At 65.9% G+C, this 16,320-nt stretch carries 17 protein-coding genes; 12 read left to right on the top strand and 5 right to left on the bottom strand.

Going from position 1 to position 16,320, the window contains the following annotated elements:
* The coding region (locus tag CLG85_RS14270) for a M23 family metallopeptidase (protein ID WP_260349361.1) at positions 1-479 on the top strand (479 nt) is incomplete at its 5' end.
* 75 nt (positions 480-554) lie between these two features.
* On the opposite strand, the gene CLG85_RS14265 is transcribed toward CLG85_RS14270, so the two are convergent.
* A complete protein-coding gene (locus tag CLG85_RS14265; protein ID WP_260349359.1) occupies positions 555-1,301 on the bottom strand; it encodes a hydratase in 747 nt (248 codons plus the stop codon).
* 553 nt (positions 1,302-1,854) lie between these two features.
* On the opposite strand from CLG85_RS14265, the gene cyoA reads away from it, so the two are divergent.
* Genes cyoA through CLG85_RS14240 form a run of 5 tightly spaced genes read left to right on the top strand, consistent with a single transcriptional unit; the run spans position 1,855 to position 6,739 of the window.
* Positions 1,855-2,934, top strand: coding sequence for a ubiquinol oxidase subunit II (gene cyoA / locus CLG85_RS14260; RefSeq protein ID WP_235865319.1), 1,080 nt, complete (start codon positions 1,855-1,857; stop codon positions 2,932-2,934).
* Positions 2,924-4,921 carry a cytochrome o ubiquinol oxidase subunit I gene (gene cyoB, locus CLG85_RS14255; protein WP_095881195.1) on the top strand — a complete coding sequence of 666 codons (1,998 nt, stop codon included), beginning with the start codon at positions 2,924-2,926 and terminating at the stop codon, positions 4,919-4,921. Before cyoA ends, cyoB begins: the two co-directional genes overlap by 11 nt.
* The gene (gene cyoC / locus CLG85_RS14250) at positions 4,918-5,547 is read left to right on the top strand and encodes a cytochrome o ubiquinol oxidase subunit III (RefSeq protein WP_095881194.1); all 630 of its coding nucleotides are present in this window, start codon (positions 4,918-4,920) and stop codon (positions 5,545-5,547) included. Before cyoB ends, cyoC begins: the two co-directional genes overlap by 4 nt.
* Positions 5,547-5,990, top strand: coding sequence for a cytochrome o ubiquinol oxidase subunit IV (cyoD, locus tag CLG85_RS14245; protein WP_095881193.1), 444 nt, complete (start codon positions 5,547-5,549; stop codon positions 5,988-5,990). The genes cyoC and cyoD overlap by 1 nt, the downstream gene beginning before the upstream one ends.
* Complete coding sequence (locus tag CLG85_RS14240; protein ID WP_260349343.1) at positions 5,990-6,739, top strand: SURF1 family protein; 750 nt, start codon at positions 5,990-5,992, stop codon at positions 6,737-6,739. The genes cyoD and CLG85_RS14240 overlap by 1 nt, the downstream gene beginning before the upstream one ends.
* A 3-nt stretch (positions 6,740-6,742) precedes the next feature.
* Here the strand turns inward: CLG85_RS14240 and CLG85_RS14235 are convergent, their stop codons facing one another.
* Positions 6,743-7,885, bottom strand: coding sequence for an MFS transporter (locus tag CLG85_RS14235; protein WP_095881192.1), 1,143 nt, complete (start codon positions 7,883-7,885; stop codon positions 6,743-6,745).
* Positions 7,886-8,060: 175 nt separating this feature from the next.
* Here CLG85_RS14235 and CLG85_RS14230 point away from each other — a divergent pair, with 175 nt between their 5' ends.
* Complete coding sequence (locus CLG85_RS14230; RefSeq protein WP_095881191.1) at positions 8,061-8,681, top strand: 50S ribosomal protein L25/general stress protein Ctc; 621 nt, start codon at positions 8,061-8,063, stop codon at positions 8,679-8,681.
* Between the two features lie 67 nt (positions 8,682-8,748).
* Here the strand turns inward: CLG85_RS14230 and hmuQ are convergent, their stop codons facing one another.
* Complete coding sequence (gene hmuQ, locus CLG85_RS14225) at positions 8,749-9,060, bottom strand: heme-degrading protein HmuQ (RefSeq protein WP_095881190.1); 312 nt, start codon at positions 9,058-9,060, stop codon at positions 8,749-8,751.
* 76 nt (positions 9,061-9,136) lie between these two features.
* Here hmuQ and pth point away from each other — a divergent pair, with 76 nt between their 5' ends.
* A complete protein-coding gene (pth, locus tag CLG85_RS14220) occupies positions 9,137-9,823 on the top strand; it encodes an aminoacyl-tRNA hydrolase (protein WP_095881189.1) in 687 nt (228 codons plus the stop codon).
* Between the two features lie 91 nt (positions 9,824-9,914).
* Entirely contained in the window at positions 9,915-10,286 is a 372-nt protein-coding gene (locus CLG85_RS14215) for a DUF2237 family protein (protein ID WP_095881188.1), read from the top strand.
* Between the two features lie 7 nt (positions 10,287-10,293).
* Here the strand turns inward: CLG85_RS14215 and CLG85_RS14210 are convergent, their stop codons facing one another.
* Complete coding sequence (locus tag CLG85_RS14210) at positions 10,294-10,866, bottom strand: cupin domain-containing protein (RefSeq protein ID WP_095881187.1); 573 nt, start codon at positions 10,864-10,866, stop codon at positions 10,294-10,296.
* A 142-nt stretch (positions 10,867-11,008) separates the two neighbouring features.
* Between CLG85_RS14210 and CLG85_RS14205 the strand changes: the two genes are divergently transcribed.
* The gene (locus tag CLG85_RS14205; RefSeq protein ID WP_095881186.1) at positions 11,009-12,295 is read left to right on the top strand and encodes a 4-aminobutyrate--2-oxoglutarate transaminase; all 1,287 of its coding nucleotides are present in this window, start codon (positions 11,009-11,011) and stop codon (positions 12,293-12,295) included.
* A gap of 1 nt (position 12,296) precedes the next feature.
* A complete protein-coding gene (locus CLG85_RS14200; protein ID WP_095881185.1) occupies positions 12,297-13,772 on the top strand; it encodes an NAD-dependent succinate-semialdehyde dehydrogenase in 1,476 nt (491 codons plus the stop codon).
* 96 nt (positions 13,773-13,868) lie between these two features.
* Here the strand turns inward: CLG85_RS14200 and speB are convergent, their stop codons facing one another.
* On the bottom strand, positions 13,869-14,816 hold the full coding sequence (speB, locus tag CLG85_RS14195; protein ID WP_095881184.1) for an agmatinase: 948 nt from the start codon (positions 14,814-14,816) through the stop codon (positions 13,869-13,871).
* 360 nt (positions 14,817-15,176) lie between these two features.
* Between speB and CLG85_RS14190 the strand changes: the two genes are divergently transcribed.
* Complete coding sequence (locus tag CLG85_RS14190) at positions 15,177-16,259, top strand: ABC transporter substrate-binding protein (RefSeq protein WP_235865318.1); 1,083 nt, start codon at positions 15,177-15,179, stop codon at positions 16,257-16,259.
* Positions 16,260-16,320: the final 61 nt, after the last annotated feature.

Genomic DNA, 16,320 nt, shown 5'->3' with positions numbered 1-16,320 from the left:
CGCCGCAGCCGCCCTCCGCGGCGCAGCCGCTGCCGCAGGACGAGCCGTCGCGCACCGCGCAGACCGCTGCGGCCAAGACCGCCGCCGCCACCGCCAAGCCGGTGGCCGACATAGGTCAGGCAACGTCGAACGCCCTCATGGCCATGCCGGTGAACGGCTCGATCGTGCGCGAATATTCCAAGGGCAAGAACGAGGGGATCGACATCTCGGCCCCCGCGGGCAGCGCCGTGAAGGCCGCCGCCAGCGGAACGGTCGCGGCGATCACCCGCAACACCGACAACGTGCAGATCGTGGTGATCCGCCACCCCGACGAGCTGCTGTCGATCTACACCCATCTCGACGGGCTGCAGGTCAAGAAGGGCGACGCGGTGAGCCGCGGGCAGACCATTGGCTCGGTGCGCGCCGCCGACCCGGCCTTCCTGCACTTCGAGGTCCGCAAGGGCTTCGACAGCGTCGATCCGATGAGCTACCTGCGCTGAGCAAAGCCGGCCCCGAAACGACGAACCCCGCGCGGATTGCGCGGGGTTATTCTTTTTATCCAGCGGGTTGCCGTCTCAGATCAGCGAGACCGCCACGGTGCCGAGCCCCGCGATCTCGCCCGACACTTCAGTGCCCGCGGGGAAGTAGGGCAGCCCGCAGAGCGAGCCGGTGATCACCACCTGCCCCGGCTGCAGCCCGCCGCAATGATCCCCGAGCACCTCGCAAAGAAGCCGGAGGTTCGCCAGCGCGGAGCCGCCCGGCACGCTGGCCACGCCGTCCAGCACCACCGCCTCACCGGCCACCAGCCGGGCCTCGACGGTGCCGAAGTCGCTGCCATCCCAACCCCCGAGCGCGGCGCCGGATACCAGCCCCGCGTTGATCTGCATGTCGGCGAGCTTCAGCAGCGGAGCGTCGGCGCCCGCGCCCTCGAGCCGGGTGTCGACCAGCTCGATCACCGGGCGCGGCACGAAATATTCGGCCACCGGCTCAGGCAGGCCCGGGCCGGGCAGCGGTTTCAAAAGCTCGAAACCGATCTCCAGCTCGATGCCGAGCTGGTCCTTCACCGCAACGCTGCCGCCCACCGCCACGACATCGGCCGCCGCGATCGGCGCGACCACGGGCGCAACAAGGCCTGATCCCGCGGCAACCTTGAACCCGGCCACTGCGCCGCGCGCCTCGGCAACCGCTGCCTGCACGGCAAGGCACTCATCCCGGTCCGAGGGCAATGCGATGCCGCCTGCCGCGGGCGCGAAGCGCACCCCGGTTTCATGCGCGCGCTGCGCTGCAGCGACAAAATCGGTCAGGTGGGTCGGGGTGGACATGGGAACTCTCCGGAGTGGAACATTGTCCGGCAGCCTGCCGCCGGCGCGGAAAGGCTTAGAACATCGCCGGACGCGCGCCAAGCGGCGGCGAATCCGAGCGCGCCCAGCCGGCCGCGCTTGCGTCTTCCCGCAACGGCACCCTGCCAAGGCTGTGAGCAATGCGCCGCAAGTCTCGGAGGGAATTGTTCAACTTTTTGTGTACCCCTCATGAGCCCGCGCTATGGGCAGGCCCGCTTCGGCCCAGATCGCTACCGGCCCGCGACGCGGCTCCGCCGCAAAATGATGCGGGCTTCCGCATGATTTCCCTAGAATCTCCGCAGTTACCCGGTCTATTTCCGGCCCGCGCGGCGAGCGAGTCGCGGCGCCGCACGTTCCGTAACGGAAAGCTGAACAGCAAACATGTGCGACGGAATGACCTATTCGGTTCGCGCCTGCAGCATTTTACGCGCGAGCCACCTGTAACGGACGCGCCCGTGCTGAGTGCGCCCGAATTGTTCTCCCGGACCGGCCTCCTCCTCTCACCTGCCGATCCGGAAAGACCTGCGAGGCTGACTTGAGACTATCGTTCAAAATTCCGATCCTGCTGGGAGCGGTCGCGAGCCTGTCGGCGTGCCAGTACGACGTGCTTGCGCCGTCGGGCTGGGTGGCCGCCGAGCAGCGTGACCTGCTGGTCATCTCGACCCTGCTCATGCTGATCGTGATCATCCCGGTCATCTTCATGGCCGTGTGGTTCCCGCTGCGCTACCGCGCCGACCGCCCCGATCTTTCGGACTACGCCCCAACTTGGGCACACTCGACCAAACTCGAGTACGTGCTGTGGGGGGTCCCGATCGTGATCGTCGCGATCCTCGGTGTCTACACCTACATCTACACGCACCGGCTCGACCCCTACCGCCCGCTGGACGCGGCAGAGATCGGTACCGAGATCGGCGAGCCGATCGAGGTCGACGTCGTCTCGCTCGACTGGAAGTGGCTGTTCATCTACCCCGAGCAGGGCGTGGCCTCGGTCAACGAACTGGCGGTTCCCGCAAACCGTCCGATCAACCTGCGCCTGACCTCCTCGACCGTGATGACCACCTTCTCGGTCCCGGCGCTCGGCGGCATGATCTACACCATGGCCGGCATGGAGACGAAGCTGCATCTCATCGCCGATGAGGAAGGCACCTTCTTCGGCCAGGCGGCGCATTACTCCGGCCCGGGCTTCTCGGAAATGCACTTCGACACGCTGGCGATGAGCGACGCGGACTTCGACCAGTGGGTCGAGAAGGCCCGCGCCTCGAACGACGAGCTGTCGCGCGAGACCTACCTCGCGCTCGAAGTCCCCTCGATGGCCGACCCGGTGAAATACTTCAGTGGCGTCGATGACACCCTCTTCGACCGCATCCGCGGCCTTTGCGTCGACGAAGGCAAGGTCTGCATGGACCAGATGATGATGCAGGACGAGATGGGCGGCGGCGGCCTCGAAGGCATCGCCGACAAGCACAAGTACCAATACGACGACCAGCGCGCGATCGACGGCTTCGGCAATCCGATCGGCGTGCCCGCGACGCCCTCCGCCCCGGCCCATGGCCACGAGGACGGCGAAACCCTTTCCATGAACTCGCATGAGGGAGCAGCGCACGATGGCATCTGAAGCCCATGTCCAAGCCCCCGAGACCTGGTCGCCGCTCTTCGGCCGCCTGACCCTCGACTGGATCCCCTACCACGAGCCGATCCTCGTGGGCACCTTCTCGGCCATCGTGCTGGGCGGCATCGCCGCCGTCCTGCTGATGACCTACTTCAAGCTCTGGGGTCCGCTCTGGCGTGACTGGATCACCAGCGTCGACCACAAGAAAATCGGCATCATGTACATGGTGCTCGGCTTCATCATGTTCATCCGCGGCTTTGCCGACGCGCTGATGATGCGCGCGCAGCAGGCCATGGCGGCCGGCGGCGCCGAGGGCTACCTGCCCCCGCACCACTACGACCAGGTGTTCACCGCCCACGGCGTGATCATGATCTTCTTCGTGGCGATGGCCTTCATCACTGGCATCATGAACTTCGTCATGCCGACGCAGATCGGTGCCCGCGACGTCGCCTTCCCCTTCCTGAACAACTTCTCGTTCTGGATGACGGTGGCCGGTGCGCTGCTGGTGAACATCTCGCTCTTCATCGGCGAATTCGCCCGTGTCGGCTGGCTGGCCTTCCCACCCCTGTCGGGATCGGCCTTCTCGAGCGGACCCGGCGTGGACTACTACCTGTGGGCGCTGCAGATCGCCGGTGTGGGCACGACGCTTTCGGGCGTGAACCTGCTCGCGACGATCTTCAAGATGCGCGCCAAGGGCATGAAGCTCTTCGACATGCCGGTCTTCACCTGGACCACGCTCTGCACCAACGTGCTGATCGTCGCGGCCTTCCCGGTGCTGACCGCCACGCTGACCATGCTGACGCTCGACCGCTACCTCGGCTTCCACTTCTTCACCAACGATCTCGGCGGCAACGCCATGATGTACGTGAACCTGATCTGGATCTGGGGTCACCCCGAGGTCTACATCCTGATCCTGCCGATCTTCGGCGTGTTCTCGGAAATCGTGTCGACCTTCTCGGGCAAGCCGCTCTTCGGCTACAAGACCATGGTCTGGGCGACCGCCTGCATCATGGTGCTGTCCTTCGTCGTGTGGCTGCACCACTTCTTCACCATGGGCTCCGGCGCCAACGTGAACACCTTCTTCGGCATCACCACGATGATCATCGCGGTGCCCACCGGGGTTAAGGTCTTCAACTGGCTGTTCACCATGTACAAGGGCCGCGTGCGCTTCGAAGTGCCGATGCTCTGGACCACCGGCTTCATCGTCACCTTCGCCATCGGCGGCATGACCGGCGTGCTTCTGGCCGTCCCGCCCGTGGACTTCCAGCTGCACAACACGCTGTTCCTGATCGCCCACTTCCACAACGTCATCATCGGCGGCGTGGTGTTCGGGGTCTACGCGGCCGTCACCTTCTGGTGGCCCAAGGCCTTCGGCTTCAAGCTGGACGACAAGTGGGGACGCCGCACCTTCTGGTTCTGGTTCGTCGGCTTCTACTTCGCCTTCATGCCGCTCTACGCGCTCGGCCTGATGGGCGTGACGCGCCGCCTGCAGAGCTACATGGACCAGGCCTGGCAGATCTACTTCATCGTCGCCGCCTTCGGCGCGGTGCTGATCGCCTGCGGCATCGCCTGCGGCTTCATCAACTTCGCCGTGTCGATCCTGCGCCGCAAGGAGCTGGCCGTCGGCGGAGACCCGTGGAACGCGCGCACCCTCGACTGGGCAACCCAGTCGCCGCCCGCCCACTACAACTTCCCGCAGGACATCGTGGTCTCCGGCCGCGACTACTTCTGGAAGATGAAGAAGGACGGCTTCAAGTGGTCGACCAACTACCAGGACATCCACATGCCGAACAACACGGCCACCGGCGTCATCGTCGCCGCCATGGCCCTGGTCTTCGGTTTCGCGATGATCTGGTACATCTGGTGGCTCGCCGCGATCTCGTTCATCGGCATGATCGCGACGGTGATCGCGCATACCTTCAACTACAACCAGGATCATTGGATCCCGGCGGCAAAGGTCGCTGAAATGGAAGCGAAGGGAGACGTCGCATGACCATGCTCGACACTCCGCTGACCGGACGCGTGGAGGGGCCCAAGGGCCCCGACCACCACCCCGAGCACCACCACGCCAGCCCCACCCCCATCGGGTTCTGGATCTACCTGATGAGCGACTGCGTCATCTTCGCATCGCTCTTCGCCGCCTACGCCGTGCTGGGCAACAACTTCGCCGGCGGGCCGGGTCCGAAGGACCTCTTCGAGCCGGGCTTCGTACTAATCGAAACGGCGCTGCTGCTGATCTCCTCGGTCACCTTCGGCGTCGCCATGCTCAAGGCCGAGAACCACGACATGGACGCCACCACCCTGTGGCTGGTGGTCACCGGTCTGTTCGGTGCGGGCTTCATCGGGATGGAACTCTACGAGTTCAACCACCTGATCCACATCGGCGCGGGCCCCGACCGTTCGGGCTTCCTGTCGGCCTTCTTCCTGCTGGTCGGCACCCACGGTCTGCACGTGACCGCGGGCCTCATCTGGCTCTGCGTGATGATCGCGCAAATCCGCATGAAGGGCATGATCCCGGCGAACATGCAGCGGCTCTCGACGCTGAGCATGTTCTGGCACTTCCTCGATCTCGTGTGGATCGGGGTGTTCTCCTTCGTCTACCTCGTGAGGCTGATCTGATGAGCGCACATTCCGAAGCATCGCACGGCACCATGGGCCAGCTGATGACCGGTTTCGCCCTCGCGGCGATCCTGAGCATCATCCCCTTCGCGCTGGTCATGATGGAAGTCGATATGGCACCGTCCACGCTGGTGGCGATCATCATGGGTCTGGGCGCCGTCCAGATCGTGGTGCACCTGGTGTACTTCCTCCACCTCAAGAGCAGTACCGAAGAGGGCTGGACCCTCGCGGCGACGGTTCTCGCTGTGGTCATCGTGGCAATCGTTCTGGCAGGCTCGCTCTGGGTCATGCACAATATGAACGCGAACATGATGCCGATGAGCGAGGGCAACATGGTGATGGATCCCGAGGCCACCCCGGGCGCCAGCATGTCCGACCATGGCGCGGGCCATGACGCCGGCCATGACGCTGGCGAAGCCTCCGGCCACGAAGGTCACAACTGATGAGCGCGGCGGCGCATAAGCCCGGCGTGCAGCGCCGCCGCTGGCCACTCCTCGTGGTGGTCACGCTCATCGCCCTTGCCGGTCTGATCGGCTTCACCTCGCTGGCGATCTGGCAGGTGAACCGGCTGCACTGGAAAGTCGCCCTGATCGAGAGGGTCGAGGCGCGCGTCCATGCCGCGCCCGTCCCCGCCCCCGGCCCGGAAGACTGGGCCGGGATCACCGCCGAGAGCGCCGAATACCGGCATGTCACTCTCCGCGGCACCTTCCTCAACGACGAGGAAGTGCAGATTTACACCCCTGCGGATTTCGGCCCTGCCTACTGGGTCCTGACCCCGCTGCGCCGCGACGACGGCACGGTGGTGATGGTCAACCGCGGGCAGGTGCCCGAAAGCCTCAAGGAGCCCGCCACGCGCATGGCACCCGAGGGCCCGCAGACTGTCACTGGCCTGCTGCGCCTATCCGAGGACCGCGGCTGGCTCTTCTCGCGCGACAACGACCCCGCCAACGGTCAGTGGTACCGCCGAGACATCGGCTCGATCACCGCGGCGAAGGGGCTCGAGAACGCCGCGCCCTACTTCATCGATCAGGAGATCGGCAGCGATCCCAAGGCTTGGCCGCGCGGCGGGCAGACCGTGGTCAGTTTCCGCAACGCGCACCTCAGCTATGCGCTGACCTGGGCCGGGTTGGCGCTGATGGTGTTCGCCGCCTGGGGCCTTTTCCTCTGGACGGAATTGCGCCGGGGCCGCTGAGCCTCAGCGCCGCGACATCAGCGGCAGCAGCACCAGCGGCACCAGCAGAAGCAGCAGCGCCACCGCCCCGAAGGAGGCGCGCAGCCCGAAAAGCTCCGACAGCCCGCCCATCATCGGCGGCCCCATGAAGAAGCCGGTGTAGCCAATCACCGTCGCCCGGCTGATCGCCCGCGCCCGCGCCTGCGGCGTGAGCCGCGCGCCGAGCCAGGCATAGGCCATGGGTGCCAGCACCGAGACACCGAAGCCGAGAATTGCAAAGCCGGTCCAGCCGATCAGCGCCGTCGGCGCCAGCGCCGCGATCACCGATCCCAGCGCCGCGAGCCCGGCGCCCGCGCCCAGCACTCCCGCACCGTTGAGCCTCCGGATAAGACCCTGTCCCGACAGGCGCCCTGCGCCCATCGTGAGACCAAGCAGCGTCGGCGCCAGCGCTCCGCCCACCGCGCCCGCACCGAGGTTGCGCTCGAGGTGCAGCGCCGACCACGCCTCGGTCGCCTGCTCGGCCATGAAGCCGATGCAGATCACCACCCCGGCCAGAGCGATGATCCCCCAGGGCAGCGGCGCGCGACCGCCGCTCTCGGCTTCCTCATGATGCACCACCACGTCGCCCCCGCGCGCCACCAGGGCGGCGACCAGCGTTAGGCAGGTGGCGCCGAGGAAGATGCCCCAGATCGGCACCTCGGCGCCCCGCGCGATGCCCGCCGCCAGCGCGGCGCAGGCGTAGATCAACGAGTAGCCACCATGGGCGAGGTTCATCAACGGGCGGCCCGAACGCGCCTCGAGCTGCGAGAGCTGCGCGTTCATCGCCACGTCCACCGTGCCCGCCGCCGCAGCGCAGAGCAGCATCGCCCCGGCGAACTGCCCCCAGGAACCGGCGATCCCCGGCATCAGGAAGCCAAGCCCCAGCAGCGCGGTGAAGATGGGCATCGCAAGTGCCCGCAGCCGTTCCTCGGCCCAGGGCGCCAGCCACATGGCAAGGATGGCACCGCAGGTCGAGACCAGCATCGCCGCGCCAAAGGCGCCGTCCGCCAGCCCCACCTGGGCCTTGATCGCCGGCACGCAGCCTGCAAAAACGCCCCAGCAGATGCCGATGGCAGCAAAGCCCGCGAGCGGGCGGCGGATCAGGCGGATGTCGGACAGGATGCTCATGGCGCAAGCCGTGACACGCGACGCGCGGAAGGTCCAGACGCGTCAAATGCGCTCCTGCAAGGGTCTTGCCACGATTCAGCCCTTGCCGAAAAGCACGATCCGGTCTAAGGGGCTGCGTTCATCGCGGGGTGACAGCCTTGGAGGCACCCCGCCCTAGATACATTGGAGATACAAAATGGCTGGTGAGATTCCTGATCTCGTAGCTCTGGAACGGTCGGGGACGGGCAAGGGCGCCGCTCGGCAAGCTCGTCGCGACGGCATGGTTCCGGGGATCGTCTTTGGTGGTGAAGCAGAGCCGCTTCCGATCCAGATCCCGTTCAACTCGCTGCTGAAGACCCTGAAGGCCGGTCGCTTCAAGTCGACCCTCTTCAACCTCAAGGTCGATGGCCACGAGGATGTGCGCGTGATCTGCCGTGACGTCCAGCGCGACGTCGTGAAGGACCTGCCGACGCACTTCGACCTGATGCGCCTGCGCCGCACCTCGCGGATCAACCTGTACATCCACGTTGATTTCATCAACGAGGAGCAGGCACCGGGCCTCAAGCGCGGTGGCGTTCTGACCATCGTGCGCCAGGAAGTCGAGCTCAACGTGCTCGCCGGCGACATCCCGGACCACATCACCGTGGACCTGGCTGGCAAGACCATCGGCGACGTGATCCACATCAGCGACGTTGTCCTGCCGGAAGGCGTGAAGCCGACCATCGACCGCAACTTCGTGATCGCCAACATCTCGGCGCCGCGCGGTCTGGTTGCGGACGACGCCGCAGAAGCTGAAGAGGCTGCCGCAGAGGAGTGATCCTCGCGCCCTCCGAATGACCGACGGCCCCGCCAATTTGGCGGGGCCGTTTGCCTTTGGGCCCGGCTCAGACCAGCTCGATCACCGACTCGAAGATCTCCAGCTCCGGCCCGCCGCGGTACATCTCGGCACGCCCCTTGGCGCCCTTGTGGGCGATGCGGAAGGCTTCGCTTTTCGTCCAGCCCATGAAGCTCTCCTCGTCCTCCCAGACGGTATGCGAGGCGTAGAGGATGTGATCCTCGCGCTCCGGCCCCTTCAACAGGGCAAAGCTGCGGAAGCCCGGCACGGTCTTCAGCTGCGTGTCGCGCTGCGCCCAGACCTCTTCGAACTCGGCGGCCTTCTCGGGGATCACTTTGAAGCGGTTCATCGTGAGATACATGGTCTCTCCTTCCTGTATGTGCTATCGCCGTCCCCGCCCTATCTAGGGCCGAACACAAGTAAATCGGAGGGACGCGGTGCAGATTTTCGTGGGTCTGGGCAATCCCGGCGGCAAATACGCGAAGACGCGACACAACATCGGCTTCATGGCGGTCGACCGGATCGCCGAGGATCACGGCTTCACCCCCTGGCGCGCGCGCTTCCAGGGCGAGGTCGCCGAGGGCCGTCTGGGCAGCGAGAAGGTGCTGCTGCTGAAACCGCAGACCTTCATGAACCTCTCGGGTCAGTCGGTCGGCGAGGCGATGCGCTTCTTCAAGCTCGACCCGGGCGACGTGACGGTCTTCCACGATGAGCTCGATCTCGCGCCGGGCAAGTGCCGGGTGAAGACCGGCGGCGGCCATGCGGGCCACAACGGGCTGCGCTCGATCCACCAGCACATCGGCGAGGCCTACCACCGCATCCGCCTCGGCATCGGACACCCGGGCCGCAAGGAAGCCGTCTCGGGCTATGTCCTGCACGATTTCGCCAAGGCCGAGGAAGGCTGGCTGGACGATCTTATGCGCGGCATCTCCGACGGTGCCAAGGCGCTGGCCGAGGGCGACAAGCCCGGCTTCCAGAACGCCGTGGCGCTGCGCGTCGCGCCGCCCCGCTCGTCGAAGTCCGTCCCCAAGGATGGGACCGCAACAAGGGACGAGACAAAGCCCGTCGCCGAGGCCGAGGACAGCCGCAGCCCGCTGCAGAAACTCGCCGACAAGTTCCGCTGAACGGCGGCGCCCTCGCAGCCCCGCGCCTTGCCCGTCGCGCAGCGGCTCTCTAGGCTGGTGCCGGGGGAAGACACAGACGTCGGAGGACGCGATGCAGAAGGATCGGGCAGTCAACGTATTGGGCGGTCAGCTTCACCCCTGTTCGGTCGACCCGATGACCGGCTATTTCCGCGACGGCCATTGCAACACTTGTGCCGAGGATGCGGGCAGCCACACGGTATGCGCGGTGATGACGGCCGAGTTCCTCGCCTATTCCAAGTACGTCGGCAATGACCTTTCGACCCCGCGCCCCGGGCTTCGATTCCCGGGGCTCAAACCGGGCGACCAGTGGTGCCTCTGCGCGCTGCGCTTCCTGCAGGCCCATGACGAGGGCTGCGCGCCGAAGGTGCAGCTTGAATCGACCCACGCCCGCGCCCTCGAGGTCGTCGCGCTGGACATCCTCGAACAGCACAAGGCGGGCTGAGCGCTCCTCAGAAGGTCGGCGGCGTGCAAGCCGAGAAGAGCACGCAGGGCTCCGGCCCCACCTGCCGGAAGCGGTGCGGGACGCGGCTGTCGAAGTAATAGGCATCCCCCGGCCCGAGGATCTTGCGCTCTTCGCCGACGGTGATCTCGACCCGGCCCGAGATGACGATGCCGCCCTCCTCACCCTCGTGGCCGTACATTACCCGCCCGGTGTCCGCCCCCGGCGCATAGGTCTCCCGGAGCAACATCATTGCCCTGCCGATCAGCGTCGCGCCGACCTGCTTCAGCGAGAGGTTCTTCTTGCCGATCTCGACCAGCTCCTCGGCGGCGTAGAAGATCTGCCGCTCGGGCGCGGGCTCGAAGGCGAAGAACTCCGACAGACTGACCGGGATGCCGTCGAGGATCTTGCGCAATGCCCCAACGGAAGGGTTGGTCTTGCCGGACTCGATCAGCGAGATGGTCGAGTTTGGCACCCCCACCTTCTTGGCAAGGCTACGCTGCGACAGGCCCGCGCGCTCGCGAAGCACCCGCAGACGGTGCCCCAGCGCAAGGTCCTCCTGAGTCGTGTTCGATGTGTTCATTATCCGCAAAACCTTGTTCAGCCCCCCAGCATCTACAACGAGTTGCAGGCAGCAAGAAACAGACTTTTTCGCGATACTGGAACCTGTAGCTTGCCGATCAGAGAAACGCACGGGCCGCGACGCGGCCCCCGGAGGACAGACCATGCTCAAGCAGACCGCCAACGCAGAGATCGAAACCCGCCGCAAGGCCGCGCTGGCCCGCGGCGTCGGCGTGCTCACCGACCATTACGCGGTGAAGGCCGAGAATTCCGAGATCTGGGACGCCGACGGCACCCGTCTGATCGACTTCGCAGCGGGTATCGCCGTGGTCAACACCGGCCACCGCCACCCAAAGGTCATGGCCGCCGTCGCCGAGCAGCTGAACGCCTTCACCCACACCTGCCATCAGGTCGTGCCCTACGAGAACTACGTGCGCCTCGCCGAGCGCCTGAACGAACGCGCGCCGGGTGACTTCGCCAAGAAGTCGATGTTCGTCACCACCGGCGCCGAGGCGGTCGAGAACGCGGTGAAGATCGCCCGCGCCCACACCGGCCGCCAGGCCATCATCGCCTTCAGCGGCGCCTTCCACGGCCGTACCTTCATGGGCATGACGCTGACCGGCAAGGTCGCGCCCTACAAGACCGGCTTCGGCCCGATGATGAACGACGTCTTCCACGTGCCCTTCCCGAACGAGCTGCACGGCGTCAGCGTCGATGACAGCTTCAAGGCGCTCGACACGCTGTTCAAGGCCGATGTCGATCCGGCGCGCGTCGCCGCGATCATCTTCGAGCCCGTGCAGGGCGAAGGCGGCTTCAACCCCGCGCCGAAGGACTTCGTCGAGCGCCTGCGCAAGCTCTGCGACGACAAGGGCATCGTGATGATCGCCGACGAGGTGCAGACCGGCTTCGCCCGCACCGGCACGCTCTTCGCCATGGAAGCCTATGGCGTCGCGGCGGACCTCACCACCATGGCCAAGGGCCTTGGCGGCGGTCTTCCGATCTCGGGCGTGGTCGGCCGCGCCGAGATCATGGACGCAGCGGCCCCCGGCGGCCTCGGCGGCACCTACGGCGGCAACCCGCTCGGCATCGCCGCGGCCAATGCCGTGCTCGACGTGATCGACGAAGAGAAACTCTGCGAGCGCGCCAACGATCTCGGCGGCAAGCTGAAGGCCAAGCTCGAAGCGCTGCGCACCGATGTGCCCGAACTCGCCGAAGTGCGCGGCCCCGGCTTCATGGTCGCCGCCGAGTTCATCGACGCGGACGGCACCCCGCTGCCCGAACTTGCCAACGCCATCCGCCTCGAGGCGCTGAACCGTGGCCTGCTGCTGCTCACCTGTGGCGTCTATGGCAACGTGATCCGCTTCCTCGCACCGATCACCATCCAGGACGAGATCTTCGACGAGGCCATGGCCATCCTCGAAGCCTCCGCCAAGGCCGCGAAAGGGCTCTGAGATGAAAGACCTGAAAACCGCATCGCTGTCCCTCAAAGACGAGAGCCTGCTCGAGTCCCGCGCCTATGTGAACGGCGCCTGGGTCGATGGCGACAAGACCTTCCCGGTGGAGAACCCCTCCACCGGCGAGATCATCACGCATGTCGCCGACCTCTCGGCTACCGACGTCACCACGGCGATTGACGCGGCCTATGCCGCGAAGAAGGCCTGGGCGGCGAAGTCAGGCAAGGAGCGCAGCGCGGTGCTGCGCAAGCTCTTCGACCTCATGGTCGCGAATGCCGACGACCTCGCCACGATCCTGACCGCCGAGATGGGCAAGCCCTGGGCGGAAGCGCGCGGCGAGATCCTCTACGGCGCCTCCTACGTCGAGTGGTTCGCCGAGGAAGCGAAACGCGTCTACGGCGACATGATCCCCGGCGCGCAGTCGAGCACCCGCATGGTCATCGTCAAGCAGCCGGTGGGCGTGGTCGGCGCGATCACCCCGTGGAACTTCCCCAACGCCATGCTGGCGCGCAAGATGGCGCCGGCGCTGGCGGTGGGCTGCACCATGGTGGCGCGTCCTTCCGAGTTCACCCCGCTCTCGGCGCTGGCGCTGGCGGTGCTGGCCGAGCGCGCGGGCGTGCCCGCGGGCGTCTTCAACGTGCTGCCGGGTCTCGACGCGGCGGGCATGGGGATGGAGATGTGCGCCAGTCCCAAGGTCGCCAAGCTGACCTTCACCGGCTCGACCCGCGTCGGCAAGCTGCTGATGAAGCAGGGCGCCGACACGGTGAAGAAGCTCTCGCTGGAGCTGGGCGGCAACGCGCCCTTCATCGTCTTCGACGACGCCGATCTCGACGCGGCGGTCGAGGGCGTAATGCTGGCGAAGTTCCGCAACAACGGTCAGACCTGCGTCTGCGCCAACCGCATCTACGTGCAGGCGGGCGTCTATGACGCCTTCGCCGAGAAACTGGGCTCGGCAATGGGCAAGCTGACGCTGGGCGACGGCTTCGCCGAGGGGGTCAACACCGGCCCGCTGATCAACGCGGCGGCGCTGGCCAAGGTCGAGGATCACATCTCCGACGCGCTGGACAAGGGCGCGACCGTGGTCAAGGGCGGCGCCTGCTCCGGGCTCGGCCGCACCTTCTACGAGCCGACGCTGCTGACCGGCGTGACGCAGGCGATGAAGGTCGCCCGCGAAGAGACCTTCGGCCCGCTCGCCCCGCTGGTGCGCTTCGAGAGCGAGGACGAGGCGATCGACTGGGCCAACGACAGCGAGTTCGGCCTCGCGGGCTACTTCTATACCCGCGACCTCTCGCGCGCCTGGCGCGTCGGCGAGGCGCTCGAGACCGGCATGGTCGGCATCAACACCGGCGTGATCTCGACCGAGCTGGCCCCCTTCGGCGGGGTCAAGCAGTCGGGCATGGGCCGCGAAGGCTCCAAGTACGGCTGCGACGACTACCTCGAGATCAAGAACCTCTGCTTCGGCGGTCTCAGCTGAGGCCTTTAGGCAGGAACAAGGAAAGGGGGCCGCAAGGCCCCCCTTTTTTCATTTCGGGTTTCTCCGAAACAGCGATCTCGATTGTGCGGACCGCCCTCAGCCGCGCTTCACGCCCGGCAGGGCGCAGAGCATCTCGAAGAGGTAGTTCGCCGCGATGACGGCGGTATTGCCGGCGGGATCGTAGGGCGGCGAGACTTCCACGAGATCGCAGCCGACGAGGTTCAGCCCGGCGCAGCCGCGGATGATCTCGAGACCCTGGATGGTCGTGAGACCACCCACCTCGACGGTGCCGGTGCCGGGCGCAAAGGCCGGGTCAAGGCTGTCGATGTCGTAGCTGAGATAGACCGGCGCATCGCCGATCTTGGCGCGGATTTCCTCCATCAGCGGTGCCAGAGACTTGTGCCAGCACTCCTCGGCGGGGATCACCGTCCAGCCCTTCTCGCGGCCCCAGTCGAAGTCCTCGGGCGCATAGCCCGAGCCGCGCAAGCCAATCTGGAACACCTTGTCGTTGAGCAGCAGCCCGTCCTCGTAGGCGCGCCGGAAGGGGCAACCATGGGCGACGGTCTCGCCGAACATCTCTTCGTTGGTGTCCGAATGCGCGTCGACGTGGATCAGCGCCACCGGCCCATGCTTCGCAGCAATGGCGCGCAGCACAGGCCAAGTCAGCGTGTGATCGCCGCCGAGGGTCAACGGGACAACGTCATGCGACAAGATCCCCTTGTAGTGCTCGGTGATGATGTCGACCGACTTCTTCAAGTCATAGAGGTTGATCGGCACGTCGCCGATGTCCGCCACCTGCAGGCTGTCGAAAGGCGCGGCGCGGGTCGCCATGTTGTAGGGGCGGATCATCCGGCTCTCGTCGCGAATCTGGCGCGGGCCAAGGCGGGTGCCCGGGCGGTTCGAGGTGCCGATATCCATCGGGATTCCGACAAAACAGGCGTCGAGCCCTTCCGCCGTCGGCTGCGTCGGCAGCCGCATCATCGTCCCCGGGCCGCCGGTGCGCGGCATGACGTTTCCACCAAGTGGTTGATTGAGTTCTGACATTTGAGCCTCGAAATTCGTTCCGCACTACTCTTCCGCGCTTGCACGCTTCGAGGAAATAAGGAACTTCCGAAAATCATTTCGGCAAATTACGAAGTTAGCTGCCATACACTCTTGAGATACGCCATGACGTAGCGACATCCCGAGCAATCCGTTCCATCTCTCCTAAGGTCAATCTACAGAAAACAATTATATATAACTGTTTTAATTATATTTTCTCACACTTCCTCAAAGTCCAACACTCGCTCCCCGTGAAATTCGGAATATCCCGAAGTGAATTCCGTTCTTTCGTGATGTTTCCGGAAGCGAGCTTGCAGTCTTCTGCCCCGAACTCTTCAAAAACGCGAAAACAGGGACCGAGACATGATGAAATCCTCCGCGCTCTCGCGCCGCACGCTCCTCAAGGCAGCCAGCGCCCTGCCGCTGACCCTCGCCGCCCCCGCCGTGCTGCGCGCCGGCGGCGCGCCGCTGAAGGTCGGCGTCTACGGCGGCTACTTCCAGGACAGCTTCGACAGCTTCGTCTACCCCGAATTCACCAAGGCCACCGGCATCGAGATCGAGAGCATTGCGGTCCCCACCGGCGAAGCCTGGCTGATCCAGCTGCAGCAGGCGGCCCGCGCCAAGCGCGCGCCGGCGGACGTGTCGATGATGGCCACCGTCAGCATCATGCGCGGAATGCGCACCGGTCTCTGGGCCCCGCTCGACGAGGCGGCGATGCCGAACGTATCCAACATCCTGCCGACGCTGATCAACCGCTACGACGACGGCGGCCTTGCGGCGGTCGGCGCGGTGTCCTGGTACATCACCGTCGCCACCAACACCGACAGCTTCCCCGACCCCATCGGCAGCTGGGCAGACCTCTGGGAGCCGAAGTACGAGGACAGCCTCGGGCTGCTGGCGCTGGTGTCGAACTCCTACCTGCTGGAGATCACCGCCAAGACCTTCTTTGGCGGTACCGACTACCTGTCGAGCGACGAGACCATCCGTGAGGTCCTCGCCAAGGTCGCCGAGCTGAAGCCGAACACCCGCCTGTGGTACCGCGACGAAGCACAATTCGAGCAAGCGCTGAAGTCGGGCGAGATCCCGATTGGCCAGTATTACCACGACGTCACCGGCCTTGCCGCCGCCGACGGCTTCCCGGTGCGGTCGAACTTCCCCAAGGAGGGCGGCCTGCGCGAGTCCGGCAACTGGGCGGTGGCGCGCGTATCGGACAAGATCGACCAGGCGCAGGTCTTCATCGACTACATGTCGCAGCCCTCGGTGCAGGCGATGCTGGCGCGCAACCTCGGCACCGCGCCGAACGTGCCGCGCGAGAGCATGGATCTCACCGACGAGGAATTCGCCGCCGTGTCTTCGGAGATCGAGCCGGTGATCCCGCGCTACGACCTGCACTTCGAGCGCACCGACTGGCTGAACCAGATCTGGGCCGAGATGCTCCAGGCCTGATCGCCACACCACATTTCAACCAATCAGGAGACGGCCGGGGGCGAAGGCGCCCGGCCGAAGG

Source organism: Alloyangia mangrovi, assembly GCF_002300555.2.
GTDB lineage: Bacteria > Pseudomonadota > Alphaproteobacteria > Rhodobacterales > Rhodobacteraceae > Salipiger > Salipiger mangrovi.
The sequence above is the reverse complement of the archived record's forward strand: the minus strand, read 5'-3'. Positions and strand labels throughout refer to the sequence as shown.